The following is a 26000-nucleotide window of genomic DNA, read 5'->3' on the forward strand; positions in this document are numbered from 1 at the left end:
GCGCCGCCGCTACGCGGCGGCCTGACGCCCGCGCTCCGCGCCGGAGGCGTGGCGGCTCGCCCCTCCGGGGCGGTGGCCGACTGTGAGGGCGGTAAGGTTGCTGACTGTACGTTGTTTCTGCTGGTCAACGGTGTACTTCGCGCGGTTTCACGGGCCGCTCCTCCCTGATCTATCGCCAAGAGAGCAAGGGGCCGGCTTTCTCCGATTGAGAACCAGGGCGCTCTGTCAGATCTGACGATCCGTCATAACATCGATGATCTTCCCTTAGATGGTCTAGACCCATCTGGGCCATTTTAGGCCGTAAAGACGCTGGGAATCCGACCCAAAACCGTATCAGAATGCACCCGTCAGGGAATCCCGCCGCAAAGCCCATGCCCACCCATTGACGATGCGACGCGTTTCTTCGGTAGCAGTCACTTACCCCGGAGAATCACCTCCGTTTTTCGGTCTCCCTGCTCCGCAGTGACACCGAAACATGCCCTCCGAACGCTAATGCAAAAGCAGCATACCAGGACAGCGGGGCGGCCCCATGCGAAATCTGCAAACCCCAGGAAACGCCATGCGAAAAACCCATACCCACACCGCCCGGCAGCCCGGCAGCCCGGCAGCCCGGCCGAGCCTCGCCCCCACGGGACAACACCGCCCCGCCGTACTGAACCGCCGGCCTCGGCGCCGCCAGCGAGCACGCGGAACGTTCCAGGGCGACTGGAATTCGGATGCCCGACCGCACAGGCGTGACGGGTGAACTGCCGGGACGGGGACGGGCACTCCGAGCCTGTACAGCCGCCGCGCGCAACTGACAAGCTGTCAGCTTTCCGGTCCGGTCCACCACGAAATGAAGGAAGTGCCCACATGCGTCCGGAGACCCGCCCTCGTCCGGCCCTGCGCGGTGCACTCGCCCTAGCCGCCGCAGCCCTGCTGTCCGTCGGGCTGACCAGCTGTTCCGATGACCCGGACACCATGGCGAGCTGATCCGCCAAGGGCGGCAAGGAGCACACCCGGGTGATCGGCGAGGACATCCGCACGCTGATCCAGTTCTCCGGCGTGTCGGCCGGCAGCGCGCAGCGCTGCCAACTGGTCCTCGACCACGTCAAATCGGCAAAGGCGTACCGCCCCCTACCCGACGAGATCGCCCTCCGCCGCTGGGAGAAGACACTCGACAAGGTGCAGACCGCCGCCACGAACTGCGTACAGAACACGGACGCCGTCACCGGCGGCCCGAAGCTCTCCGAGGCCGGCGACGCCCAAAGCTCGTACAGCCTGCGGGCCGACCGGATCTCGACACTCGCCGGATCCACACCCTGACATCCCGGCACTCGGCAGCCCTCCGCCCTCCAGATCAGGACAGCAGACCACGAACTGCGAATCTGCATGCGACCGTCACCGGAAACCATCACCAAAACGTCACAGGAAATCGGCACCGAAAACGACCCTAAATACTCCCAGCTACCCTCCAGGTCCAGTAGCCCTGCTCCCCACTCCGGTGACAACAAACCGCGGATTCGCACGTTCAGAACGGCCATGCGAAAACACGATACAAACCCCATATGCACAAAACCCATATCCATCAAGGGGGCCTCAACCACTGCCAGGCGCGACCCCAGACATCCGAACAGCCGGCCCGCCACACCTGTCCCTCGAATAGCCCGGTGCGTCGGGCCGCTTCGACAACAGACCGGTGACAGGTGTGCGCCGGCCTGCAGCCACAGGGGCAGCCGTGCGCGCCGTGCCCCCTATTTTGATCACGGGGCTGATCACCACCTCCACGACCCTGGTTGCCCGTTCACCGTCGCTCGCGCGAACAGGGGAGTCGGTGTTCCGTTCGGCTGAGTGGGGCAGCAGCTCGTCTGTGGGGCCCGGCTGCCGGTGGTGGGTGCCAGGCCCCCGAGCGGGGGTCAGCTGAAGTGCTCGCTGACCCGCTGGATGATCCAGTCGGTGACCGAGCGGACGGCGCCGGAGGCGGCGCCCCGGGCAATCTGCCCGGTGAGGTGCTCGCCGGCGTCCGGGGCCTGGTGGGGCGCGGCCGGCTGCTCGGGGACCACCGCGGTGAGGGGGGTCTTCTCGCCTCGGGTGCGCTGCTGCTTGCGGGACATCAGGTCCTCCCCTTGCGGGTCGTGGTGAGTACGGGTCAGCCGGCCGGCATGACCACCACGATCCCGGGACACCAAGCCCAGGAGTCGATCTGCGGACGCACGCGGACCATCCCGGAAACCGCCCCCATCCACGCAGGTGAGCACTAGGGTGAGAAGCCGGTCCAGCGGACGATCACGGACCACCGCGGACGACTGCGGACGACTGTGGACGACTGCCGGTCGCCGGTCCGTGAACAAGGGGAAGCCACCCGGCTCGGCACGTGGAGCTCGCTCCCATGCGGCTGCCGGCGCAGCAGAGCGACAAGGCAGGGGGCCTCTATGCCGCCAGGACACAGCACACAGGCGCAGCAGGCCCTGCGTGACTTTGCGCGCCAGCTGAAGGGGCTGCGGATCGATGCTGGCAACCCCACTGGCCCGCAGCTGGTCAAGACGGCCGGTGGGGTCCTGAACACCAGCGTCATCAGCGAGCTTCTGGAGGGCAAGAACGGCACCTTCAGGGTCCCTTCCTGGGACAAGGTGGCTGCCTTCTTCAGTGCTTGTAAGGCTCATTCAGAAGGCGAAGGTTTTCCCCTGGAAGAGCCACTGGGGGATATTCGCCATTGGCGAAAGTTGCACGGCGTTCTTGTCAAGAAGGTCGATAAATTCGACGACACCAGCGAAAGGGCTACGGCTGGGCTTTCGAGTGGTCCTGCCTCGGCGGGCCAGGTGCCGGAGCCTGCTGGGCCGGTGCTGCCGCCGATCGCACCGCCGCGTGCGGTTCCTGCCGGGTTCACAGGCCGGGACGAAGACATGGAAGACCTGCTCGCCCTGCTGGACCCCTCGTCCGGTGCCGGCGCGTCGCCTGCGGGGGCCGTGGTGGTGGCATCGGTGCTCGGGATGGGCGGCATGGGGAAGACCACGCTCGGTCTGGCCGCCGGCTATCAGGCAGTCAAGCGGGGTCTGTTCACCGGTGTGCTCTTCCTCGACCTGCACGGCTACGACGAGACCAGCCTCGATGCGGGCCAGGCCCTTGACACCGCCCTGCGCGGCCTCGGCACCGACCCCGAGCAGATCCCGCCCGACACCGACCAGCGGGCCGCCCTCTACCGTGCGCAGCTGGCGGCGCGTACCCGGGCCGGGGAGCGGGTCCTCGTCCTCGCCGACAACGCCTCCAGTGCCGGGCAGGTCGAGCACCTATTGCCGGCGGGCGGTCCGCACCGGCTGCTGGTGACTTCCCGCGACGATTTCGCCGCCGTCCTGGGCGCGCGCCTGGTCGACCTCGATGTCCTCGCCCCCGAGCGGGCCGTCGAGCTGATGGACACGGCGCTGCACATCACTCTGTCCAAGGACGGGAGGATCGGTGCTGATCCCGTCGGGGCGGCCAGGGTCGCCGAGCTCTGCGGGTATCTGCCGCTCGCCCTGCAGATCGCCACCGCCCAGCTCGTCGCCGAGCGGAGCCTCAAGCCGGGTCGGCTCGCCGAGTACTTGGAGGACCTCGGCGAGCGGCTCGATCTCCTGGACGACGGGGAGCGAGCTGTGCGGACTGTCCTCGAGCGCTCGTACGGGCGCTTGGCTCCCACTCTCGCCGAGCTGTTCCGTCTCCTGGCCGTCAACCCCGGCCCCGACCTGTCCACCGAGACCGCCGCCGCGTTCACCGGCGTCACCAAGCTCAAGGATGTCCGCGCCCGGCTGATCGCCCTGTCCAAGGCCAGCCTGATCCGCCAGGACCCCGACACCGGCCGCTGGCGCATGCACGACCTCGTCCGCGCCTACGCCGGCGAGCAGGCCAGTCGGCACCCCGCCCACACCGCTATCGCCCTACGTCGGCTCCTGGACCACTACACCCTCGCCGCACAAGACGCGGCCACACATGTGGACCCGAGGACTGCGAACGATTCCCCAGCACGGCGTTTCTCAGGCCGCGCGGACGCGGTGGCCTGGCTGGACGCAGAACACGCCAACCTCGTCGCCGCCGTCCGCACCGCCTACGTCGCCGGCCACCACGACATCGCCCAGGACCTTCCCTCCTGTATCGGCACTTACCTTGGTCTGCGCCGACGGCTCGAAAACCACGTGGAAGTCGCCGAGATCGCCCTCAGGGCATCACGCGATAGCCGTGACCTGGGCGGGGAGGCCGACGCTTGGAACAACCTCGGCGCCGCGCTGGCGGACCTGCGGCGCTTCGAGGAGGCCGAGAACGCCCACCGCACCGCACTCACCCAGTACCAGGACCTCGGCGACCACCACGGCACAGCCACCGCCTGGAACAATCTCGGTAGCGCGCTGCAGGCGCTGCGGCGTTACGAGGAGGCCGAGAAGGCCCACCGCACCGCACTCACCCAGTACCAGGACCTCGGCGACCACCACCACGAAGCCATCGCCCGAGACAACCTCGGCCTCGTGCTGGGAGAACTGCGGCGCTTCGAGGAGGCCGAGAAGGCCCACCGCACCGCACTCACCCAGTACCAGGACCTCGGCAGCCACCACAGCGCAGCAATCGCCCGAGACAACCTCGGCGGCGCGCTGCGGAAGCTGCGGCGTTACGAGGAGGCCGAGAAGGCCCACCGCACCGCACTCACCCAATTCCAGGACCTCGGCGACCACCACAGCGCAGCAATCGTCCGGGACAACCTCGGCGGCGCGCTGCGGAAGCTGGGACGCTTCGAGGAGGCCGAGAAGGCCCACCGCACCGCACTCACCCAATTCCAGGACCTCGGCGACCACCACAGCGCAGCAATCGTCTGGACCAACCTCGGCTTCGTGCTGCAGGAGCTGGAACGCTTCGAGGAAGCGGAGCAGGCCCACCGCACCGCACTCACCCAGCATCAGGCCCTTGGCGACCACCACGGCGAAGCCATGGCGTGGAACAACCTTGGCACCACGCTGCGAAAGGCGGGTGAAGCCGTGCGCGCGGTGGAGGCCGGGGAGCGTGCTGTTGCCCTGTTCGAGGGCCTGGACGACCAGCGCCGCCTGGGGGAGGCACTGGATGAGCTCGCGGACTCCCTGCTCGCCGCCGGGCGTCCGGCGGTCGAGGTGCGGGCTGCGCGTGAGGTGTCGGCTGCGGCGTACCGCAGGGCTGGCGCCGAAGACGAAGCGATGAAGGTACTGGAGAAGGCGAACGAGTAGCCGACCTGGGAAGGGCGCCGTGCCGCCTCGCCTCCCGGAACACGGCTGAGGCGGCATTTTGGCACCTTGCTGAGTCTCCTACCGGTTTAGGTACCTTTCGGCGTGGATCAGGCGGATCTCCCAGTACGGGTTGTCCGGCCTCTCCTTCCGGGCCCGACGTAGCTGTCGGGGGTGGGTTTGGTGACGATGATCGGGTCGCGGCCGGACATGCGACGTCGGCTGTCACAGGGAGGGCACTCTACGGCGTCGACGGGGGCTTCCTCGCGGCCTTCCTCGGCGCGTACCTGCGCTCACACGGTTCCTGGAAGATGGGCTGGCCGTAGGCCTCGCCTCGCTGAATCTGCGGGCGGTCGATGCCGTCCAGGTCGGCGTCCCGGGGCCTGCCCCCGCGACCGGAGTATCGGCGGCCGCTGCGGCAGCGACGGTTCTATTTCGTGCTCAGGGCCCGTCGGTCAGGGGCACACTGGACCAGCGGCCGAGGATCGGATGGCCTGCTCTTGGGCTGACGGGTGATCAAGATGCCTTTGGGGAAGTAGTGGTGGAGCAGCTCAGGCTCGGCGATCCGATTTCGATCGGCGCCTACCGGCTGGAGGGTTTCCTGGGTGCGGGCGGGATGGGTGAGGTGTTCCTTGGCCGTTCGCCTGGCGGACGCCGGTTCGCGATCAAGGTGGTGCGTGCGGATATCGCCGCGGACGCGCAGTTCCGGCAGCGCTTCCGGCAGGAGGTCGAGGCGGCTCGGCGGATCGGCGGCTTCTGGACCGCCCCCGTCGTCGATGCCGACCCCGACGCCGTGCGGCCCTGGGTGGCCAGTGCCTACCTCGACGCTCCCAACCTCACCACCGTGATCCAGCGCTCCGGCCCACTCGGCGAACCGGACGTCAGGGAGCTCGGCGCCGGTCTGGCGGAGGCCCTCGCCTCCGTCCACCAGGCGGGTGTGGTTCACCGCGATCTGAAGCCCTCCAACATCTTGATCACCGGCGATGGCCCGCGCATCATCGACTTCGGCATCGCCAAGGCCGTCGGAGGTACTACTCTCACCGCTGCCGGCAGCGTCTTGGGTACCCCGGGATTCATGTCGCCCGAACAAGTCACCGGCACCGCCGTCGCCGAACCCAGCGACGTCTTCTCCCTCGGCGCGGTGCTCATCTACGCCACCACCGGTCGCGGCCCCTTCGGCGAGGGCACCGTCCACACACTCCTCTACCGCATAGTCCACGACCAGCCCGACCTCACACGCGTCCCCGCAGGCCTTCGCCCCGCCCTCACGGCCTGTCTCAGCAAGCACCCGCAGGACCGCCCCACCACCGGCGAACTGCTCGAACTTCTGCTTGGTGAAGGGCTGATGCCCCTCGACAGCCACACGCCCCCCCACTCCGACAGCACCCGCCACCCAGCCGGCCCCACCACCTCCGCCGCCACACCCAGGAGCCACCACCGAGCCGGTGCCGTCACCCCCGCCAGCACGGACGCCAGCCTCCGGCCAAGCATCCGGCCCGCCGAAGCTGAGCCGCCGCCGGCTCGTCCTCGGTACCCTCAGCGCAGTCGTAACAATGGCGTCCGGCGTGCTCGCGGTGAGGGCCGGCTTCCTCAGCGACGATCCACCGAACCTGCTGTTTACCCTCACCGGCCACACCAAGGACGTGAAGTCGGTGGCGTTCAGTCCCGACGGCAAGACCCTCGCCAGCGCCGACATCGGCGCCGTCCGTCTGTGGGACATCGCCAGCCGCACGGTCACGGGCACCCTCGACAGTGAGGACGTAAGCGCGCTCTCGGTGGCATTCAGCCCTGACGGCAGGACCCTGGCCAGCGGCGGAGGCTACCCAGGGGCCATCGACGTGTGGAAACCCTACGAGGGGCCGGTGTCCGAAGCGGCGTTCGTAGCCAGGAAGTAGTGCTCTCAGGCGGTTCGATCGGTTGGCCCGGGTGGCCCGGGTGGCTTACCTCAGGCCGCCGGTACCGTGCTGGTCACCTGGTGCGGGCGTCGGCGCGTCGCGTCGCGTGCGTGGCGTGCGTGGCGTGCGTGGTCAGTCGCGGTAGACGGTGGAGCGGTGGCCGACGTGGACGACCAGGACGAGCAGCTGGCCGCCGTCGACGGTGTAGATGACCCGGTAGTCGCCCACGCGCAGCCGGCGGGTCTCGGGTGAGCCGACGAGGGCGGTCGTGCTGTAGCCGTACGGGTCCTGCTCGAGGTCGGAGAGCTTGCGCAGGATGGTGATGGCGGTGGCGCGGGGGAGTTTGCGGAGCTCGCCGCGGGCGGATTCGGTGAACCGCGTCGCGTACTTGCGCTCGCTCACTCGGGCCTGGCCAGCGTCTCGGCCATCACGTCCTCCAGTGAGAAGGTCGGCTCGCCGCGCCGCTCGGCCACCAGGCGCAGGAGCTCGCGTTCCTCCCACTGTCGGTACTCGCGCAGGAGCTCTATCGGCACCACTGCCGCGACTTCCCGGCCGCGGCGGGTGATGACGGTGGGCTCGTCGCGTTCGGCGCGGTCGACGACGTCGGCGAAGCGTTCTCTGGCTTCCCGGACGGACACGGTCGGGGGCTCGATCGGTTGCTCGCTCATGTATCAAGCGTATGGAGTGTCCCGTGTGTACACAAGGCGGGTGACCGAGTTCGCCCGGTCGTCGTCGGCGCCCTTCCTCAGGCTGAGCCGCCGCCCGTCGGGCGCCGCACCGGCCGGTGCGGCGCCTGGGCGCCATGCTCAGGCGGCGAATCCGATGTGGGTGACGTAGGTGTAGGCGTCGTAGTCGGAGCCGAGGTCGGTGATGACCTCGTCCCAGATGATGTCGAGCATCTGGACGGCCGCGGGGTCGGTGGGGCCCTTGTGCCAGGCGTCGACCATGTCGTCCCAGGCGCCGCGGACGTTGATGGCGCGGTGCCGGATGTCGCGGCGGCGCTTGGCGGCGACGCCGCTCTGGTCGACGGGGTAGATCTCCACCCGGGTGCCGGCGCCGTTGTTGTTGAGGCGACGCTTGAGGTCGGTGACGATGTTGTGCCGCCGCAGGACCCAGTACGCGGCGTCCAGCATGTCCCGGTTGGCGGCGTTCGGCTTCTGCTTGCCGGCGATCCAGGCCCTGATGGTGCGCGGGGCGGCGGTGATGCCGGCGCGGGCCATCGCCTCGTAGCCGGCCCGGCTGCGGGTGAGGTAGCGCAGGCGGGCGTTCAGGCCGCGCCTGCTGGTGACGGGTGAGGCGATGCCGGTGACCAGTTCGTCCAGGCCCCTCGCGATGGCGAGCCAGCCGGGGATTCCGTTCGCGCCGTACTTCCCGAAGTCGGCCCAGCGTCCAGCCATTACTTCCCGCCCCCGATGGTGTAGGTGTCCTTCAGCTTCACTTCGGTGACCTTCCGGCCCTCCGGAAAGACGGTCCGCCAGTCACCGGTCAGGTGCAGTTCGTCGGTGCCCGTCATCTGCACCAGGGTGAGTCCGGCATCGCGGGCCTTCATGCCCTTCCACCAGAGATTGGCGAACGCCTGCGCCCGGATGATGTGCATCCAGTCGGGGCGCTTCATCTTGTGGTTGGCGGTGGACAGGCCGATCGTGGACACGAACTTCGAGTACATCGCCTTCACGTACTCCAGCGTGACGGTGTCGTTCTCGGCGATCGCGGTGTCGCGGGCGAAGGCGAGGGCGCGGCGGAAGTTCTCCAGGATGTTCTCCGTGGAGTAGGCGGTCCAGGCCTCGTGGATGACCGGAGCCTCGCACAGGGCGAGCTTGGGGCCGGCCAGACGCTGCAGCATCCGCATCGTGGAGCTGGTGAGCCACAGCGGGCCGGGCTCGTCCCGGTTGCCGATGGGATTCGGCAGGTCGGGGTGGTTCCAGGCGGGCGGGGTGACGAGGTAGAGGCCGGCCTGCTTCGGGTCCCACTCCCCCGACGTGTGGTGCTTCAGCTGCCCGATCGGCAGATGCGACTTCAGCGCGGACAGATAGGCGCCGTTCATGTCCAGCGCCGCCACCGTCAGCTCAGATTCGGCGCTCTTGATGAGCGCGGTGTTCTTCCACTTCGGACGCGCCTCCCACACCTGATCCGCCGACGCCTTCGACGCCTTCCTCAAAATGTCCGGCAGCGGCGGATGATCGGTGTGCTCATACCGCGCGCCGACCCGGGACGCTGCCAGCAGCGCCATCGCATCCGGGATCGCCTTCTTGATCAGCGCGGCGGTCGCGGCGTCCACGTCGCCGCCGTGCCGGGCGAGTTCCCGCTCCACCGGGCGGCGGATCAGGTCCAGCAGCTCCGCCAGCGACACCGACTCGGAGCTCTCGCCGCCCGACCGGGCCCGGGGCGCAGCAGGGGCCGATGGCGCCGGAGCGGAGACCGACGGGGCAGGGGCCGGCTGCTGCTCGGGTTCGGCGGCCGGGGCGGGAGTGGGCTCGGGCGGCGATGCCGCGTGCGGGGGCTGTGGGGCCTGCTGGGCGTCCTCGGCGGGGGCGACCGATGTCTTGGGTGTGGGGTCCTGTGCGGGCGGCTGGGTCGGGACGGGGGTGGTGGGGAGTTCGCAGAATCCGCCGACGTGGGTGGCGACGCCGGCCACGCGGTGGCGGACCGGGCGACCGCAGCGCACGCACGGGGCGGGAGCGAACTGGGCGATCTCGCCGGTGGGGCCGCGGTCGAAGTCCGGGACCGGGACGGCCTCGCTCAAGGTGGTGGTGCCGGCGGGGGTGAGCTGGGTGGCGGGGGTCTGCTGGTCGTAGCCGACGATCTCCTGCACACCATGCTCGCGGCAGCGCCCGACGGTGGACATCGGCGGGAACCTGCTGGTGATGACATCGCCGCAGGCGAGCTGCTGCCAGTACGTCGCCGGCACGAACAACGGCTCCGGCACCCCGGCATCAACCGCGGCCTCGGGAACCACCTCGGGAGCAGCCTTGGGAGCAGCAGCGGCAGCCTTGGGGGCCACAGGGGCAGCGGTCGCAGGGCGCGGGGGCCGCTCCGCACGCACCGGCTCCGACTCCGCGGCGGCCGGGGCGAACGTCGCCGACACAGGGCCGGCACCGGACTGCCGGGCAATGTAGGCCTCCGTGGCGCGAGTCGGCCCCGCCAGCAACTCCAGCACGTCCAAACCCCAGTGCGCCGCCAGGGCATCCACATCGTCCAGCGTCCACGCCGACGCCCCGGACTGACGACGCGACACCTTGTCCTGGGTCAGACTGATACCCGCGGCCAGCTGCGCCTGGGTCTCCTCAGTGACCTGACGCAGCGCCGCGACGGTGATGCGCAGCGTCTGCAGCGTACTCAATGACATAGGCCCACCCTACCCCACAATGATGCGAATTTTACATGAGGCATGAGAAATACGACTTCTCATTGTGATGCCTGCCCGCCCGGGCGGCGGGCACGGAGCGGACGCGGTTCTGGCTGCGGGCCCTCCAGACGGGTCCGCAGCCGTCGCAGGACAGCGGCCCGCCGGCGCACTTCCGCAGCGCCGGCCTCCTGCCAGCGTCCGGGTCACCGCCCGAGTCCAGCAGGGCCTGTGCTTCCCGCCGGGCGGACGGCGGGGTGCTCACGGCCGGTTCAACGAGTGTGGTCCGCTGCGGTGGCGGCAGCGCTGCTCGCCGGGCGGAGCGGCCGGCACCGCGGCACGCTCACCAACCAACAGCCCGGCAGGGTGAAAGCCCCCTGCCGTCCGGACCATCACCCGAACCGCACCCATCACACCACCAGCAACCAGGGAGCGGGACACCCCGGCAGTCTGGAGCAGTTCGTCCTCGAGACCTCCGAGTCCATGTACGCGCGACCAGCACAGTTCCCCGGCTGCGAGGCGAAGGCTCTGCCCACCCCTTCCGGGGGCCGAACCACGCCGCCACCCGAACGGAGCAGACCCGGGGCCGGTGAGAACGACCCAGGCCCCGTTCTAACCGGCCTCTGACCTGGGCATCTTGGCGAAACTCACCGGTTTTTGCCCGTCTGGCCGGGCAAACTCACCGGGCCCGGGAGCCACACTCACCGCCCCTGTTCAGGAAGCTCACCGGCCGGACCGCAAAACTCCCCACTGCAGACACCTCACGGTGCCAAGCCGTCAAGTTGATGTCCAGGTAGTTCATGGGGCGGTCGAACGGACCGGATCTTCGTGCGCCAGAATCGCGGCATGGCGATGGCGCGGCACTGGTACTCCTCGGCTCCCGTTGTGGACGGCCTCCCGTTGCTGGGCGAGCCCGGTTTCTGGGCCGCGCACCTGGTCGACCTGTGCGAGGGCGTGCGGCCGGAGGCCTTCGGCGTGGACGCCGCCGATGCCGGCGCCATGCTGGAGCACCTGCACGACAAGTCGGCCTGGCCTACGTTCACGGTCCCGCTGGAGGGCGGGTTCGCGATCGTCGTGCACTACAACAGCGGCGAGGAGTACACGAGCACGGACTATTTCCTGGTCAGCCCGGGCAGCACCGATGCGGTCCTGGCCAGCACGGATCAGGACCGCATCGGTCCCGGCCTATGCTGGCCGGAGCTCGCCGCGATCCTCCACGCCCCTGACGGGGCGGTCGGTGTGACCGATCCCCATGCCCGTCTGCTGCTGCTCATTCCGGCGCTGGGCGACGCCGGGGCACCTGCGGGGGCCGTGGACGTGGTCGTCGAGGCACTGATCGCCCGGGGTGCCCCGGATGGGTGCGAGCCGCTGGCCCGGCGCCTGCTCGCAGGACACCCGATGTGGGGCGCTCAGCCGTGGTCGTTCGACGCGGACGAGCGGAGCTGGATCTGCGACGGCGAGCACAGCCCGCGACAGACCCCGCTCGGCGACCACCTGCCGCCCGGCCGGCGAGCCGCGTTGGAGGCCTGCCTCGACTCCGCCGTGCCGGACGCTTGAACCCGTCAGGCAGCGGCGGCCACGACCGGGGCCGGGAACGCCGTCTGCTCGTCGAACAGGCGGCGGTTCTTGAGGCAGTGGTAGAGCTGGCCGAGCATGCGGTGCAACCGGCCGGTGTCGTCGACCAGGGCGACGTCGTGTGTCCGCTCGGCCCAGTCGATGCCGCAGTGGAGCCGGATGACCAGGAGCAGCGGACGCCCCGGCGGACAGGGCCCGCCCGCAGCTCCAACCCGCCAAGAAGCCGGGCGCTACCTCGTCAGGGGCACAGCCACCGCCCTCGGAGGTGCCATCGTCTCGTACGGGGCGCTGTGGATCCGGATGCACAGCTGAATCTCCGACCGTCGGGGCAGCCAGAGCCGGCTGCCCCGACGGTCGGATGGCGCGGGAGAACCGCAGCATGCACAGAATTTGGGACCGCCCGGGAGCTGCAGGACGGCATCGGCCCGGAGCTGGCCGCCGAGGTGCGGGAGCGGGTGGAGTCGATGGACGGCGAGCAGCTCACCCAGGCCATCCGGCACGCCCAGGGCGGCACCCGACCCCGCCACCCACCACCCCGCAGCTCCCTCCCACCGCACGCGGCCGCCACCAGGCAGGAGCGAAGAAGAGGCACAGCGCAGCGTCCCACCCGAGCGAACAGCCAGACCGTCCGGGGCAACGGGAATCCGGGCAACGGCCAGCACGAGCAACCAGGACGGCCAGCCCGGACCGAAACGGGATTCCGTCACCGGCAGCCGGTCACGCAACCACCCCGGCCCAGACCCAGCAGGCCGACGGCCGGACAGCAGGCACCGGCGAGCACCAGTCCTCGGACCGGGAAGGCCCCGGCGCGGGCAGCAGCAGCCCGGCGGGGCGGCAGCCGGTCTCCGGGACCTGACCACCGGTCGGTGCGACCCAGTCCGCCGGATCAGCTTTCGTCTCTTGAGACAGGGCCAGGCGCGGCAGGGTGATGACCGGAGCGAACGGGCACCCGCACCACCACGGCCGGACCAGCTGGGGCACGCGGGGCTTACTCCTCCGTCTGTCGGACGCCTTCAGCTTCAGCCGCCGACCTGTAGGCGTGCGCGAGGTTGTTGCGGGCCTTGTGGGTGTCGGGATGGTTCTCCCCAAGTACGTGTATCCGGTTGGCGAGGGTCTGCTCGAGCAGGGGGATCGCATGGTTCAGATCGCCCACTGACTGGTAGACGTAGGTGAGGTTGTGCCGGGCCAGGAGGGTCTCAGGGTGGTCCTCCCCCTGTACACGTATCCGGTCAGCGAGGGTCTGCTCAAGCAGGAGGATTGCGCGGCTGAGGTCACCCGCCTGCGCGTAGACGTAGGCGAGGTTGTTGCGGGCGGTGAAGGTGTTGGGATGGTTCTCGCCCAGGACCTGAACCATACCGTCGAGGGTTCGCTCATACAGGGGGACAGCCCGGTCCAGGTCACCCGCGCTGTCGTAGGTGTAAGCGAGGTTGTTGCGGGCTCCGAGAGTGTCGGGATGATCATCACCCAGTACCCGCACCATGTCGTCGAGGGTCTGCTCAAGCAGCGGGATCGCGCGGCCGAAGTCACCTGCCGCCTCGTAGGCGTGGGCGAGGTTGTTGCGGGAGCCGAGAGTGTCGGGATGATCATCACCCAGTACCCGCACGGTGTCATCGAGGGTCTGCTCAAGCAGCGGGATCGCGCGGCCGAGGTCGCCCGCCTGCCCGTAGGTATGGGCCAGGTTGTTGCGGGTGGCGAGCGTGGCCGGGTGGTCGGCGCCCAGTACCCGCGTACGGGCGGCGAGAGTCTGCTCGTACAGGGGGATCGCACGGCCGAAGTCGCCCGCCGATGTGTAGGCGACGGCGAGGTTGTTGAGGAAAGCGAGCGTGAGCGGATGGCGTACGCCCAGGACCCGCAGCATGTCGGAGAGGGTCTGCTCGTACAAGGGGATCGCACGGCGGAGGTCACCCGCCGCCTGGTAAGCGCTGGCGAGGTTGTGCCGGGACAGGAGGGTGTCGTGATGCTTCTCCCCCAGAACTCGCACCCGGTCGGCGAGGGTCCGCTCGTACAAGGGGATCGCGCGACCGATGCCGCCCGCCGCCTCGTAGGTGTAGGCAAGGTTGCTACGAGAGCTGAGGGTGTCGGGGTGGTCATCGCCCAGTACCCGTAACGAGTCCGCGAGGGTCTGCTCGATCAGGGGGATCGCGCGGCCGAAAGCCCCCGCCGAGACGTAGGCCCGCCCGAGGTAGTTGCGGGAGGCCAACGTGGCGGAGTCATCCTCACCCAGTGCCCTCAGCCGGCCGGCGAGTGAGCGTTCGAGATGGACGGTGGCACGGCTGACCTGCCCCTGGACATGGAGGAAAAGCCCGGCGTCACTGAGGAGCGCGGCGGTGGCGGCTGTGTCGGAGGACGGCGGCGCGTGGTGGCTCAGGGCATCGACGTGTGGCAGCAGAACGCGCCACCTGGCCCAGGCCCCCGGGTCCTCCGGGCTACCCGGGCGGGCCTCGTCCAGGAGGCGGGTGGCGTCGAGGAGCGCGGCGTTGATGGCCGTGTCCTGCCGGTGCGGGTCATGAGGGTCAGGCGTGCGGGTCAGGGCCTGGAGGAGTCGGTGGACGCTGAGGGTCCCGTCGCCCACGATGGTGATCATGCTGTAGGCGGATAGATGGCCGATCGCCCGAAGGACAGCGGGGGCAGAGCCGAGAGGGGAGAGAAGATTACGGGGGATACCGTCGGGTGCCCACCAGGCCAGGACACGCAGGAGATGCCCGGCGAGCGGCACGTCAGTGAGACGGTCGAGCGTGATACTCCAGACGCGGGCGACAGCGCGCTCGCTGTCCCGGCCCGCGGCCGTCTCCTGGTACATGTCAGCCGGATCGTCGGCGAGCAGGCTCAGGTAGGTGCGGGCAGTGATGCCGGTTTCGGCGATGTAAGCGCCCGCCTGTTCGATGGCCAGTGGCAGGCCGCCGAGTTCGTGACAGAGCTCGGCCGCACCGTCGAGGTCGGCGGTTCCGGTCCCGCCCCGGGTGAGGATGCGGGTGAGGAGCTCCAAGGCTTCCTCTGAAGCGAGGACGTCGAGGGGGACGGGAACGGCCGTGTCGTGCCAGCCGGTCGACCGGCGACTGGTGATCAGAATCCGGCCCGTGGTGGCACGGGCGAGCAGCGGGGCCAGGTGATCAGGATTGTCGACGTTGTCGAGGACCAGGAGCCAGCCGCTGTGGGTGGCCAGCCATTGCTTGGCCCGTTCGGCGAGCTGCTCGGCCGGGAGTTGCGCGAGCGCCGGCTGCAGCGTAGCGGCAAGTTCCGCCAGGCCTGTGTCGATACTGGCCGGACTGTCGGCGGTGATCCACCAGACCGGGTTGTCGACGCCGGTGCGGGTGGCGGCCCAATGCGCGGCCAGCGCGGTCTTGCCGACACCGCCCAGGCCGTGCAGCGCCTGCACAACCACGGTGCCCCCACCATCGAGGGCCGCGTCGAGCAAGGCAAGTTCGCGAGCGCGGCCGACAAACGAGGCATGCCGAACCTGCAGGCTCACCAACTTTGGCGGGGCATCGACCTTCGCAGCCGGGCGCAGCTCCTCCTGCGGCACGTAGATGATGGTCGTGTTGTCGCCGGTGCTGGCGATGCCGGTGAACGGCGCCCCCAGGGTGTTGATCGCGATCGCCCGGACGCCCGAGGCGATGGCATCGCCCGATCCCGGCCCGGTGCCCGGTGCCTGCTGCTCGGTCATGAGAGTGATCCACCCCCCTGGTTGCCGGTGGTGATGTCGCCCTCGAAGCCGTCACTCAGGGCAACAGCCCGCTCCCCCGGGGCCGTCACCGCTCCCGGTACCGTCAGTGCGCCCGGATCGGCGGGTGTCCGCCCGGCCGTCGAGGGCGCCGCAGTCCCCTGGTCGCCAGTGGTGATGTTCCCCTTCACCGGGCCCTTGACCGCCACAGAGCGAGTACCGGATGCGACAACCGTCGCCGGCGTCGGCGTCGAAGGAGCGGCGGTGAAGCTCTGGCCCCAAAGAACGGCAAGGGTGGCCAGAGCAGCACCCAGCGCCGACGCGACCGCCCACCGCGTACCCGCCTCCTCGATCAGCGAAGGCAGCACCCACAACCCGCACGCCACCGCCGGTACCGCGAACGCCGCCACAACCACCCCGGCAGCAACGAACCAACGCCACGAACGCCCCACCCTGCTCACCCCGAGCCTTCCGGTCTCGACCTTCCCCGTGATCTGACCTACCGTCACTTCACAGTCGCGAAACCACCGCTACTCGAGCACCAGTGGAACTCCTGACGGTATTCGGCCGGGCAGGCCCAGAGCGCACACGCCTGGACGGACGACACCAGGAACGGCCGGGCCCGGGCCGACCGGGCACCGAGGACCGGATCGGCACGGCCGCCCGGCAGACCCAGTAGCGGGAGCAACCGGCCCGGCGCAGCCAGGCCCGGAGCACCAGGACCAGCCAGGACAGGACGTTGGCCGTCCCCTGCCCGATCAGCCTGCTGAAGTCGGTACAGGGTAGAACCCCACTCGCTCCGTCCCGGAGACGCTGAATGGGTGCAGCGTTGCGTGCTCCCCGAGGCCCTCAGGGAGCTTGACGTTCTCCGCCACGATGACCTGCACGCCGAAGTCACTGTGGAGCGACTGGAAGAAGTGGCCTGCGACGTTGCGGGGCATCACGAAGTCCTCATCGGGCTCGCGGTAGGCGAGAAGCGGGGAGTCGAGGACGACAAAGCCGGGGTGGGGTAGGTCGCGTTCTGCTGTGTATCGCGCGAGGGCCATTGTGAATGCTGCGTGGATGACCGAGCGCATGCCCCTGCCACGGCTACCGCGGGCGCTGCCGTCCACGGAGATCTCAGCGGTCTTCTGATCGTAGGTAACGCGACTGGTCCCGGGAAGCTGCCAGGAGGTCAGGATCTCGTGCATGGCCCGCTCGAAGTCGGCGACGTCCGCTGCGGGAATCCCGTCCGGCCGGGCGGGCTCGGTTCGCCGCTCGTGTTCGGCGCGGGCCGCCTCCAGCAGATTTCGCCAGGACCCCACAGTGGGCCTGCGCTTGAGCAGGGCCCGGCGTTCCCGTTCCGTCATACCGCCCCAGATACCGTGCTCGATACGGGAATCTAGGGCCTGGGCGAGGCATTCGGTACGCACGGGGCAGCCGGCGCATACGGCCTTGGCGCGGTTCTGGCCGGCGCCATCCGTGACAGCTCGTCCGGGTCCGCACTCCGGCACGCCCCCCGGCGGGTCCAATCGGTCTCCAGCATCGCCTTGTCGCCGCCCTCTCCCCTGTCCCGGCCTCGCTCTCCACCCTACGCACTGCCCGGAACGCGACAGTACGGCCCGCCGGCGCACGGCGACAGGCCGTTGTCACCCTTTGAGTGACATCGGCACTGACGGGCCGTCAGGCTGTCGCTGTCGTGCTATCTGGCCAAGACCATGCGGTCGCCGGGCCCGACGGTCCCCGGGACACGTTCGACCCGACCGCGGGCCGAGTTGCTCCCCCGGGCCGACAGTTCCAGCCCTGCGCTGGCCGCACTTCCCGATCAGAGCGTGGCGTACGTCGAATGTGCCGGCCCGCCATGCTGGTATCTCGTCCGGACCACCCGCGGCAACGGGTGGGTCGCCCCCGCTCCCTCGAGATCGGCGCGGGGACCGAGTTCGCTCCGGTGTGCAACGCCAGTAGGATCACACCCCCAGGACGTCAGGAGCACGAGCGCAGGTGACCGTCGGCCGCCACCCAGGGGCCGACCCCTCGTTCCGCGTCACTGCGGGAGGCCAACAACCGGCCGGTTGAAGGTCCTGACACCGCCGCACCGCGCGCACTCACCCGCCCGCCACCTGACACCGGAGGTGGCTGACTTCGGAGTCCGCATCCGAGGATTCCCGGCACTCGGACCACAACGAGCCCACCAGCCACAGGTTCGGAACTGAGGATTCCCGGCATTCCGGGAGTTGACGAGCACGTCCTCCGGGGTGGCCGCACCTCCATTCCTTGGTGCACGTGCCCGCCCCCGGGACGGATCGGCCACCGGCCCGAGTGGTTGACCCATCTTGTCGGTTACATGTCGAAATGGCGTAATTCCGGACAGTCTGGCCAAGTACCGGTTACTCGCAGTCCTCGCGGATATGACGCAGTTGTCGAGATTGCTCGGTGCCGGACGCACAGGCGGTCGGGACGGGGGCGGGCAGCACTCTTCACGGTGGGGGTGGACGTGCGAAAGTACCTGGGTGCCCGGTGCCTTCTGGCCGGGGTGGTGGCGGTGTACGGGTTGGTGGCCGGGGGGAGCCAGGCCTCAGCGATCATCGGCGGCCGCGCCGCCCCGGAAGCGGCGGTGAAGGCCGCGGTGCCGCGGGTGGAAAGCGACCCGCTGTTGGCCAATCACTATCCCACCACCTGTACAGGCGCACTGATCGCGCCCGAGTGGGTCCTGACCGCGCAGCACTGCACCAACAAGAACGAGATTCAAGGGGACCCGTACGCTCCCCAGGGCATGCACGTGAAGTTCTCCGCGGCCGGGGGCCGGGCGGCCTTCACCGACGAGGTGCAGGCGATCATCCGGATGGACGGGTATCAGTGGAGCCCGGGGGTCCAGGATGTGGCCCTGCTCCGGCTGAAGACCCGGGTGGACCACATCCAGCCTTTGCCGATCCTGGCCGGTGGCTCCCTGGACCGGATGTCGACGGTCCGCCGGTACGGATACGGGCGGACGGCCGGGACCAGCGACAAGCCGTCGAGCACCTTGAACGTCTCGGTCGAGGGCCTACACACCTGGGCCTCCTACAAGTCCGTGCTCTCCCGGTGCGGGGTCGACGCCGGGAGCGGAGCTGACGCCTGGGTCCCGTCGACGGGTCTGTTCACCTTCGACATCGGCCAGGGCCGCTCCGCGCAGGGCGACAGCGGCGGCCCGGTGCTGGCCGACGTAGGCGGCGGAACGCTCGGGATCGCGGGGGTGACCAGCGCGACGATCGGCATCGACCCGTGCGGCGCGAAGACCGACACCGAACCCGCGGAGTACTTCGGCATCAGCAACCGCGTCGACGGGGGCAGCCGCGCCCTCGCCTTCATCCAGCAGACCACGGGACTGAACCTGCCGACCGTCGGTCTGCCGCCGGCCCCGCCGCAGAACCGGGCGCCGCTGGCGTCCTTCACCTGGACCCGGCTGGCGGGCGCGGGCAACCGTGTCACCCTCGACGGCAGCGCCTCCTCGGACCCGGACGGCCAGGTGACCGGCTGGCAGTGGTTCAAGGGCGGCACCCAGATCGCGGCAGGCGCACGGCCCACGCTGTCCCTGGGCGCAGGGACGACGCAGTCGGTGACCCTGGTGGTCACCGACAACCAGGGCGCGACCGCCAGCACCGCCCGGACGCTGAGTCTGCCCAACCGCAGCCCCGTCATCACTGCGGTGGCACCGCAGCAGGGATCCGTCACGGGCTCCAACACCCCGACGCTGTCCGCGACGGCCCACGACGACGACGGCGAGGCACTGCAGTTCTCCTACCGGGTGACCGGCCCGTCCGTCGACGTCTCCTCCGGCTGGGTGGCCGGCTCCTGGACTGTGCCCGCGCACAGGCTCGACCCCGGAACCGGCTACCAGTGGACCGTGACCGCCAAGGACCCCGTCGGCGCCACCACGAGCCGCACGACGTCGTTCACGGTCGCGATGCTGCCCACCGCGGCCGACATCGTGCAGACCTCCACCGGCGGCGGATACTGGCAGGTCGACACCTACGGAGCGGTGACCGCCCGCGGCGACGCCCAGGTGTTCGGTTCACTGCCCGGCCTCGGCATCAAGGTGAACAACATCATCGGCCTGGCCCGCACCCCCACCAACCACGGGTACTGGCTGGTCGGCCGCGACGGCGGCGTCTTCGCGTTCGGCGACGCCGGCTTCTACGGCTCACTGCCCGGCCTCAACATCCGGGTGGGCAACATCGTCGGCATGGCACCCAGCCGCACCGGCCAGGGGTACTGGCTGGCAGGAAGCGACGGCGGCGTGTTCGCGTTCGGCGACGCCGGCTTCTACGGCTCCATGGGCGGCAAACCCCTCAACGCACCGGTCAGCGCGATCGTCGCCACCCCCGTCAACGCCGGATACCTCCTCGCCGCCCGCGACGGCGGCGTGTTCGCCTTCGGCGACGCCGGCTTCTACGGCTCCATGGGCGGCAAACCCCTCAACGCACCGGTCGTGGACATCGACTCCACTCCCGACGGCCACGGCTACTGGATGACCGCCGAGGACGGCGGCGTGTTCGCCTTCGGCAACGCCGGCTTCTACGGCTCCATGGCCGGCAAACCCCTCAACGGGCACGTCACCTCCATGTCCGCGACACCCACCGGCAGCGGATACCTCCTCAGCGCCTGCGACGGCGGCATCTTCGCCTTCGGCGACGCCGTGTTCCGCGGATCCAGCCCGACCTACCAGTGCCGCGGAACATGACCACAGCGCTCCCCCGGGCCCGGCCGTCACGGCGTACCTGCTGATCGCCCACCAACCTCTGCCACCGCCCTGCGTTCCGGCCACTGTGAGGCGCCAGGGCCATTCCGTGGTCGTTCACCCGATTCGAGGCGACCAGGCGCAGCCGCAGGCGGGTCACCTGGTTGAAGCCGCGGGCCTTCGGCGAGCGCGACGGCGTCCTTGGCCTCGCGCTGCGAGAGGCGCAGCCCGGCGATCCCGTGGTAGCCGCCGGACGCTGCATGGTGCTGGCGAACCTGGGTGGTGGCGCGGTGCAGGAGTGCGTGCGGAGCGGTTCGTCGTCGCTACGCGAAGCGTGCGCCCCGCCGATCGTCGTATTTCCGGTCGCTGGTGATGGTGGATCAGCCGGGCACGAGTGCAGCGGCTGCGGCACGGGAAGCCCAGGACAGGAAGGGGGACACACATGGCAACATCAGCAACATCCGGCGGAAGCGGCCTGGCGCCCGGGTGGTGGGTGGCGATCGTGGTCGCGGTGATCACCGCCATCGGCGTCATCGTGGCAGCCGTCATCAACCACAACAACTCGTCCAAGAACCCGTCACCGCCGCCAGCGTCGAACTCCGCGTTCCCGCCGTGTGGCGAATCTGACCTCGGCGTCGACATTCAGCCGCCGGGGCCGCTCAGCGTCCACACAGTCACAACGCTGACAGCACACGTGAGGTGCACCCTGGCCAGCGGTGATCACCTCGCGTGGCTGATCACCCGCGATGGGATGGGATCGCCCGCCCCACACACGAACTACTACGGGCAGGGCGAGCTGACGGGCAGCACGGAGCCGCAGGAGCTGCCCATCGACTTGTCCAGCGCCGACGTCGGTTCCGTCCGTACGTACAGTCTCGTCAAGATGGACGACGCCGCGTGGCGGCAGTTCAACGACGCACGGGCCAAGAGGACGGACCACTCGGTCCTTAGCCAAGAAATGCCGAAAGGCTACCGCCGAGTGTCCCAGCTGGTCCAAGTCACCCGTGACTGAAAAGACCAGGCCGCCAACGCCAGCTCCGGGTCCAAGCAGGGCAAGGGCAACCTCGTCGGTTCGTCCAGGCGGCGCGGGCAGTCTGGCTGCCCGGCCGGAGGGCCGTCACCCAAGGCGGCGACCTCGGCCCGGATGCGCTCGCGTCCTTCCCCGCGGAGGTCTCCGGCGTCCGCGAGGTCCGCGGCCGCGCCGGCACGGTCACCTCGTCTCGTCAGCGTTGGGCGAGAGGATGGACACGAGTCGGCGCCGGGGCGGCCGGTGTGTACGTCCGGCCGCCCCGAGGTCGGCCCGCCGCGTATCGGCCCGGTTCGTGGGGGGGGTCGTTGCGGTCCGGTGCGCGAGCGGTTCCGTGCCGCGCCCGGCCGGATCAACGAGCGGTGCGTTGTAAGGGCACGGCCTGGGCCCTGGGACGGCGTCCGCAGGCGGTGACACGGGAACAGGGTGGTCCGGGAACGGTCTTCACGCCGCGGACCGGGCGGCTGGGCAGGCACCGCAGCCGGGCAGTGCAGGTCTACACGGCGGCCGGGGCGGCCTCGTGGTCGATGTGGCCGAGCTGAGTACGGGCCGCGACCCGGTCTTCGGCCGGGACCGTCGCCCAGTACGGGTCGGCTCACACCACGTGAGCGGCCCGGCGCTCGGCTTCCTCCAGCCGGCCCAACTCCGTGCGCAGTTCCTCTCCCACCCCGACGGCGGTGACCTCCAGGTCTCCCCTCCAGACCGGCAGGGTGGCAAGGAACGCGGCACGCTCCGCACGGGCGGCGGCGAGCACGCGCTGCGCGTCCTTCAGACCGGTGGGGAGCTCGAACGTCTTCTGCTTCTTGGCGACCCGGTGATCGTACGCGCGGGCGAACACATCCCCCGGGCAGCGCGGCCAGGCACGGCCCGCAGGTGCCCAACAGACCCACGAGCAGCAAGTGACCGGTCGTGAGGGCTCGCACCCCCGGATACGCCGCGGCCCGGCCGCCGGACGCCGGGACGCCGGGACGGTGAGCAGCACCGCGGCGCCGTCGGTCGTATCAGGCCGTTGCCGTGATGGGACGGGTCTGCGGCCCGGGCTGGTGCGGGGGCGGCGCACTGCCCGGACCCCCGCAGGGCTCGTGCGCCGCCTGGCCGTCATCGGCCCGTGCCCCAGATCTCGCAGCGCGGATCGTGGGTGGTGGTCACCATCACGGTACCGCCGATGGAGATGCGCCGGGTCCGGGTGACCGCGGAGTCTCTTCGGTAGGCCGGAAGCTTGGACGCCGTCCACCGGCTCGTGCACGGGTGACGGCGAGCCGGGCGGTGCGAACTCGACGGCTGCGGCGGGGTCCTCGACGTTGCATCGCCTCAGGATGCCCGCCTGGGGCGCCCGGTGGGGCGGGCCTTCACCCGCCTCGGCTACCGGGTGGTCCAGATGGCGCCGGATGGCGCTCAGCTGGGGCGGCGGTAAGCGACGGGTGCCAGCGTGCGGGCCCGCTCGCCCAGCGTCCGGGCGATCCTGTTGCCGGGGTGCTGGGCCACGCAGTGTCGCAGGGTGGCGAAGTGGTCGTCGCAGCGCGCGGAGCTGACGTGCTGGTAGTCGTCCAGGAAGGTGCCCCAGGTCGCGCAGGCGGCTTCGAGGTGGCCGAAGGCGAACTGGCGTTCCGCGAGGAGGGCGGTGGAGCGGGCTCGCGCGCGGCGCTCGGTGGGCGGGCGGTGGCGGTTGGACTCCTGCATGGCGGTGATGGAGCCGCCGAGGTCGCGCAGCTCGAACAGGACGTGGCTGGCGTGGTAGTGCAGGGCGGCGGGGTGGTAGCCGGCGACGTACGCCGATCCGGACGTCGCCTTGTCGAGCGCTGCTTCGGCTTCGGCGAGTTGGCGAAGGGCGGTGTGGCGCTCGCCGACGGCGGCTGAGGCGTGGGCCTGCTGGCCGACGAGGAAGGCCCGCATCCTCGGGCCGGCCGCCGGGGCTGCCTCCGCTGCCGCATCGGCGTACTGCCGGGCCTTGCGGCCGTGGCCGAGCCCGATCGCCTGGACGCTCATGCCGCGCAGGACCGTGCAGTACGTCAGGTGGTCCTCGGCGGCGCCGGCGAGGTTCAGGGCCTGGGTGTAGTACTGCTGTGCGAGACCGTGCTGCCCCTCGTCGACGGCCATCCAGCCGGTCAGGTAGGCCAGGTCGGCGGCGGCCGAGCACATCGCCTTCCTCGTGGCCTCGGAGGCGTCGCACTGCAGGTAGCGGGCGACGGTGCTGCCCAGGAACGCGGCCGCGAGCGGGCGAGCAAGGCGACCGCCGAACTCGTCGTCCATCTGGGAGAGGCGCTCGGCCATCGCGGTGACGGTGTCGACCTCGTTTGCCCCGATGCGGGTGCGGGCCTGGCGGGCGTGCTGGGCACGGCCTATGACGTCTGGCCAGCCGGGGACGGCCAGGGCGACGGAGTAGAGGCCGACGGCGCCGAGCACCGTCCTGCGGGAGGGGTCCATGTCTGCTCTCCAGAGCTCGATGAGGGCGGTCGCGGTGTCCGGCCGGTCGGGCACCTCGGCGCCCGGTCCGAAGCCGGCGGCGGCGCTCGTGACGGTCTGGTCGAGCTTGCGGCTGAGGGCTTCGAGGATCGCCGGCCGGACTCTGGCCCGCGGGGTGGTGCCGGTCAGCCAGTGGCAGACCGCGGTGTCGTCGTACTTGAGCCCCAGGCGCATCTCGGTGCCCACCGCGTTGACCGCGCGGGCGAACTGGCCGTTGTTCCAGCCCGTCTCACGGATGAGGTTCTGGAGGGCTGTGTTGCGGGTGTGGTCGGACATGCGTCGCCTTCCCCCGGAATTCAAGGATTTCAACCGTAGCCCCTGCGCGAGCCGTAGATGCGGGTTGTGACGGGTTGTTGACTCATCGTCAGCCGCCCGGGGCGATCGGGAATCACCAGGCCCTGGGCGGCTGTCGAGACGAGAGATCCGGAGGGGACGATGGACACCGAAGCGCTCGCGGAACGGCTCCCGGCTCGCGCGGCCTGGGAGGAGACGGGGACGGCCCTGCTGCCCGGCGTGCTGGCGCCGGACCGCTTCCAGGCCCTGGCCGCGGAGGCACGCGGGCGGCTCGACCTGGTCACCGCGCACGTGCACGACCACACCAGCTCGCACCGCGACGGCTCGTTCGCCTCGCCGGTCCACTGCGGCTTCGTCCCGCCCGGGCCGGTGCTGGAAGCGTTGGCCTACGACAAGGTGCTGCTGGCCCGGCTGCGCGAGGCGACCGGCATCGCGCGCCTGGTGCCGCGCGGCGGCGCGGTGGTCCTCTACCGGAAGGGCGACTTCCAGGGCATCCACACCGACTCGGTGAAGTCCACGGTCACGGTGGGGATCGCGCTCACCGAGGACCTGCCGGCGATGGGCTGGGCGCCGCGCCTGCGCAACGCCCACCCCGACCACCTGGGGGAGGTCGTGGCCAAGCACGGCATCTTCCCCGAAGGCGAGGGCTTCACGACGCTCGCGCACCCGTACGGCGACGGCAGCGTGCGGGCGTTCGCCGGCTACCACGTCCCGCACTGGCGCCCCCGGCTCACGCTGCCGGTTGGTCTGCTGGTCACCATGTCGTTCATGGACCTGTGATGGCGACGACGCTGCGTCAGACCTGGCTGGCGGAAGGCCAGGCCCCGGTGCCGGACGACCTGGTGGACGCGGGGCTGTGGGAGGAGATCGCGGCCGAGGCGAAGCGGTGCGAGCCGTACGCGGTGGTGCGGCACAACCAGCGCCCCGGGCTGCTGTCGATGCGCGACGGATCGATCACCTCCCCGCAGCGCTGCAGGGTCCACACCGGCGGGGCCGCGCTCAGCGCGCTGGCCATGTCGAAGGCGCTGGCGGAGGTGGCCGGGGAGGCGACCGGCCACCGTCGGATGACGGCGATCCGCTTCGGCCTGAAGTACTACGCGCCCGGCGACTACATGCACGTCCACCGGGACGACGGGAAGTGCGAGATCACCTTCAGCTGCGGCCTCACCCCGGGGCTGGGCGCGATGGGCTGGCTGCCGAACCTGCGGTATCTGACCACCGAGCAGGTCGCCGGCCGTCTCGCCGACACCCCTTACCCGGAAGGCGAGAAGTTCCCGATCCGCCACCGGGTCCTGACCGGATTCGACGGACGTCGGATCCCCCACTGGCGTACCCCGCTCGACACCGCGTCGCGCGAGGTGCTGATCACCATCTGCTTCACCGACCTCTCGGTGTAGCAGTCCGTCCAGCTCAAGGAGGAACACAGTGCCCGACATCACCACGCCCGGGGTCGTCGTCGACCCGGCGGACTTCGTGGCCGAGCTCCACGCCGAGGGCAACATGCCGCAGAACTCCGGCGGCGACCCGGCTGTGCCCGACTCCGCCTTCCCCGACACCCACACCTACGACCTGCCCACCGTCTGAGGCGGCCGGCAGCCGGTAGTTGAGTAGCTGACCGCCCGGCCGCCGGGCACCGCCCATGACCTGGGTGTCCGGCGGCCGGGCTTCGCCACCCCGAGGAGGAAAGGCAGCATGCGCAAGGCGTTCTTCGACGGCACCCACCGCACCCGTCACCCCGCCGAGACCTGGGCCGCCATCCGGCCGCTGCTGGCGACGTACGGGATCACCCGCGTCGCGGACGTGACCGGCCTGGACGACCTCGGCATCCCGGTGACCATGGCCGTGCGGCCC

The 26000-nt window shown here is 70.2% G+C and carries 18 protein-coding genes and 2 pseudogenes; 11 read left to right on the plus strand and 9 right to left on the minus strand.

The features are described from left to right. The first annotated feature begins 1002 nt into the window (after positions 1-1002). Positions 1003-1305 (plus strand): hypothetical protein, encoded by a 303-nt coding sequence (locus OG871_RS00005; RefSeq protein WP_371493397.1) that lies wholly within the window; start codon positions 1003-1005, stop codon positions 1303-1305. Positions 1306-1895: 590 nt separating this feature from the next. On the opposite strand, the gene OG871_RS00010 is transcribed toward OG871_RS00005, so the two are convergent. After that, complete coding sequence (locus OG871_RS00010; protein ID WP_371493399.1) at positions 1896-2093, minus strand: hypothetical protein; 198 nt, start codon at positions 2091-2093, stop codon at positions 1896-1898. A 318-nt stretch (positions 2094-2411) separates the two neighbouring features. Here OG871_RS00010 and OG871_RS00015 point away from each other — a divergent pair, with 318 nt between their 5' ends. The 3 genes and pseudogenes from OG871_RS00015 (at position 2412) to OG871_RS00025 (ending at position 7090) form a co-directional block, all read left to right on the plus strand. Then, on the plus strand, positions 2412-5198 hold the full coding sequence (locus OG871_RS00015) for a tetratricopeptide repeat protein (RefSeq protein WP_371493400.1): 2787 nt from the start codon (positions 2412-2414) through the stop codon (positions 5196-5198). Between the two features lie 613 nt (positions 5199-5811). Then, positions 5812-6462: pseudogene (locus OG871_RS00020) on the plus strand (serine/threonine-protein kinase); the annotation flags it as partial. A gap of 286 nt (positions 6463-6748) precedes the next feature. Next, positions 6749-7090 (plus strand): WD40 repeat domain-containing protein, encoded by a 342-nt coding sequence (locus tag OG871_RS00025; RefSeq protein WP_371493402.1) that lies wholly within the window; start codon positions 6749-6751, stop codon positions 7088-7090. A 132-nt stretch (positions 7091-7222) separates the two neighbouring features. Here the strand turns inward: OG871_RS00025 and OG871_RS00030 are convergent, their stop codons facing one another. The 4 genes from OG871_RS00030 to OG871_RS00045 all read right to left on the minus strand — a co-directional run bounded on the left by OG871_RS00030 (position 7223) and on the right by OG871_RS00045 (position 10436). Beyond that, positions 7223-7492 (minus strand): type II toxin-antitoxin system RelE/ParE family toxin, encoded by a 270-nt coding sequence (locus OG871_RS00030; RefSeq protein WP_371493403.1) that lies wholly within the window; start codon positions 7490-7492, stop codon positions 7223-7225. Next, a complete protein-coding gene (locus OG871_RS00035) occupies positions 7489-7758 on the minus strand; it encodes a type II toxin-antitoxin system Phd/YefM family antitoxin (RefSeq protein ID WP_371493404.1) in 270 nt (89 codons plus the stop codon). Before OG871_RS00035 ends, OG871_RS00030 begins: the two co-directional genes overlap by 4 nt. Before the next feature lie 138 nt (positions 7759-7896). Further along, positions 7897-8487 (minus strand): transcriptional regulator, encoded by a 591-nt coding sequence (locus OG871_RS00040; protein ID WP_371493405.1) that lies wholly within the window; start codon positions 8485-8487, stop codon positions 7897-7899. Beyond that, on the minus strand, positions 8487-10436 hold the full coding sequence (locus tag OG871_RS00045) for a hypothetical protein (RefSeq protein ID WP_371493406.1): 1950 nt from the start codon (positions 10434-10436) through the stop codon (positions 8487-8489). Before OG871_RS00045 ends, OG871_RS00040 begins: the two co-directional genes overlap by 1 nt. 843 nt (positions 10437-11279) lie before the next feature. Here OG871_RS00045 and OG871_RS00050 point away from each other — a divergent pair. Further along, a complete protein-coding gene (locus tag OG871_RS00050) occupies positions 11280-11990 on the plus strand; it encodes a hypothetical protein (protein WP_371493407.1) in 711 nt (236 codons plus the stop codon). A gap of 1006 nt (positions 11991-12996) precedes the next feature. Here OG871_RS00050 and OG871_RS00055 read toward each other — a convergent pair. Next, positions 12997-15672: a tetratricopeptide repeat protein gene (locus tag OG871_RS00055; RefSeq protein ID WP_371493408.1), complete on the minus strand. Its 2676-nt coding sequence runs from the start codon at positions 15670-15672 to the stop codon at positions 12997-12999. Between the two features lie 291 nt (positions 15673-15963). Between OG871_RS00055 and OG871_RS00060 the strand changes: the two genes are divergently transcribed. Further along, on the plus strand, positions 15964-16167 hold the full coding sequence (locus tag OG871_RS00060; protein WP_371493410.1) for a hypothetical protein: 204 nt from the start codon (positions 15964-15966) through the stop codon (positions 16165-16167). A gap of 749 nt (positions 16168-16916) precedes the next feature. On the opposite strand, the pseudogene OG871_RS00065 reads toward OG871_RS00060, so the two are convergent. Continuing rightward, positions 16917-17194, minus strand: a pseudogene (locus OG871_RS00065) (WhiB family transcriptional regulator); the annotation flags it as partial. Between the two features lie 948 nt (positions 17195-18142). On the opposite strand from OG871_RS00065, the gene OG871_RS00070 reads away from it, so the two are divergent. After that, a complete protein-coding gene (locus OG871_RS00070) occupies positions 18143-20368 on the plus strand; it encodes a trypsin-like serine protease (RefSeq protein WP_371493411.1) in 2226 nt (741 codons plus the stop codon). A 439-nt stretch (positions 20369-20807) separates the two neighbouring features. Then, positions 20808-21377 (plus strand): hypothetical protein, encoded by a 570-nt coding sequence (locus tag OG871_RS00075; RefSeq protein WP_371493413.1) that lies wholly within the window; start codon positions 20808-20810, stop codon positions 21375-21377. A gap of 610 nt (positions 21378-21987) precedes the next feature. Here OG871_RS00075 and OG871_RS00080 read toward each other — a convergent pair. Next, on the minus strand, positions 21988-22230 hold the full coding sequence (locus tag OG871_RS00080) for a hypothetical protein (protein WP_371493414.1): 243 nt from the start codon (positions 22228-22230) through the stop codon (positions 21988-21990). A gap of 557 nt (positions 22231-22787) precedes the next feature. Then, on the minus strand, positions 22788-24131 hold the full coding sequence (locus OG871_RS00085; protein WP_371493415.1) for a tetratricopeptide repeat protein: 1344 nt from the start codon (positions 24129-24131) through the stop codon (positions 22788-22790). 159 nt (positions 24132-24290) lie between these two features. On the opposite strand from OG871_RS00085, the gene OG871_RS00090 reads away from it, so the two are divergent. From OG871_RS00090 to OG871_RS00100, 3 genes are read left to right on the plus strand one after another with little or no spacing between them, the layout of a single operon-like run. Further along, entirely contained in the window at positions 24291-24929 is a 639-nt protein-coding gene (locus OG871_RS00090) for a hypothetical protein (RefSeq protein ID WP_371493416.1), read from the plus strand. Continuing rightward, entirely contained in the window at positions 24929-25546 is a 618-nt protein-coding gene (locus OG871_RS00095) for a hypothetical protein (protein ID WP_371493418.1), read from the plus strand. The genes OG871_RS00090 and OG871_RS00095 overlap by 1 nt, the downstream gene beginning before the upstream one ends. Before the next feature lie 28 nt (positions 25547-25574). Further along, a complete protein-coding gene (locus OG871_RS00100) occupies positions 25575-25733 on the plus strand; it encodes a hypothetical protein (RefSeq protein WP_371493419.1) in 159 nt (52 codons plus the stop codon). Positions 25734-26000 lie beyond the last annotated feature (267 nt).

It is taken from the genome of Kitasatospora sp. NBC_00374 (assembly GCF_041434935.1).
Lineage (GTDB): Bacteria > Actinomycetota > Actinomycetes > Streptomycetales > Streptomycetaceae > Kitasatospora.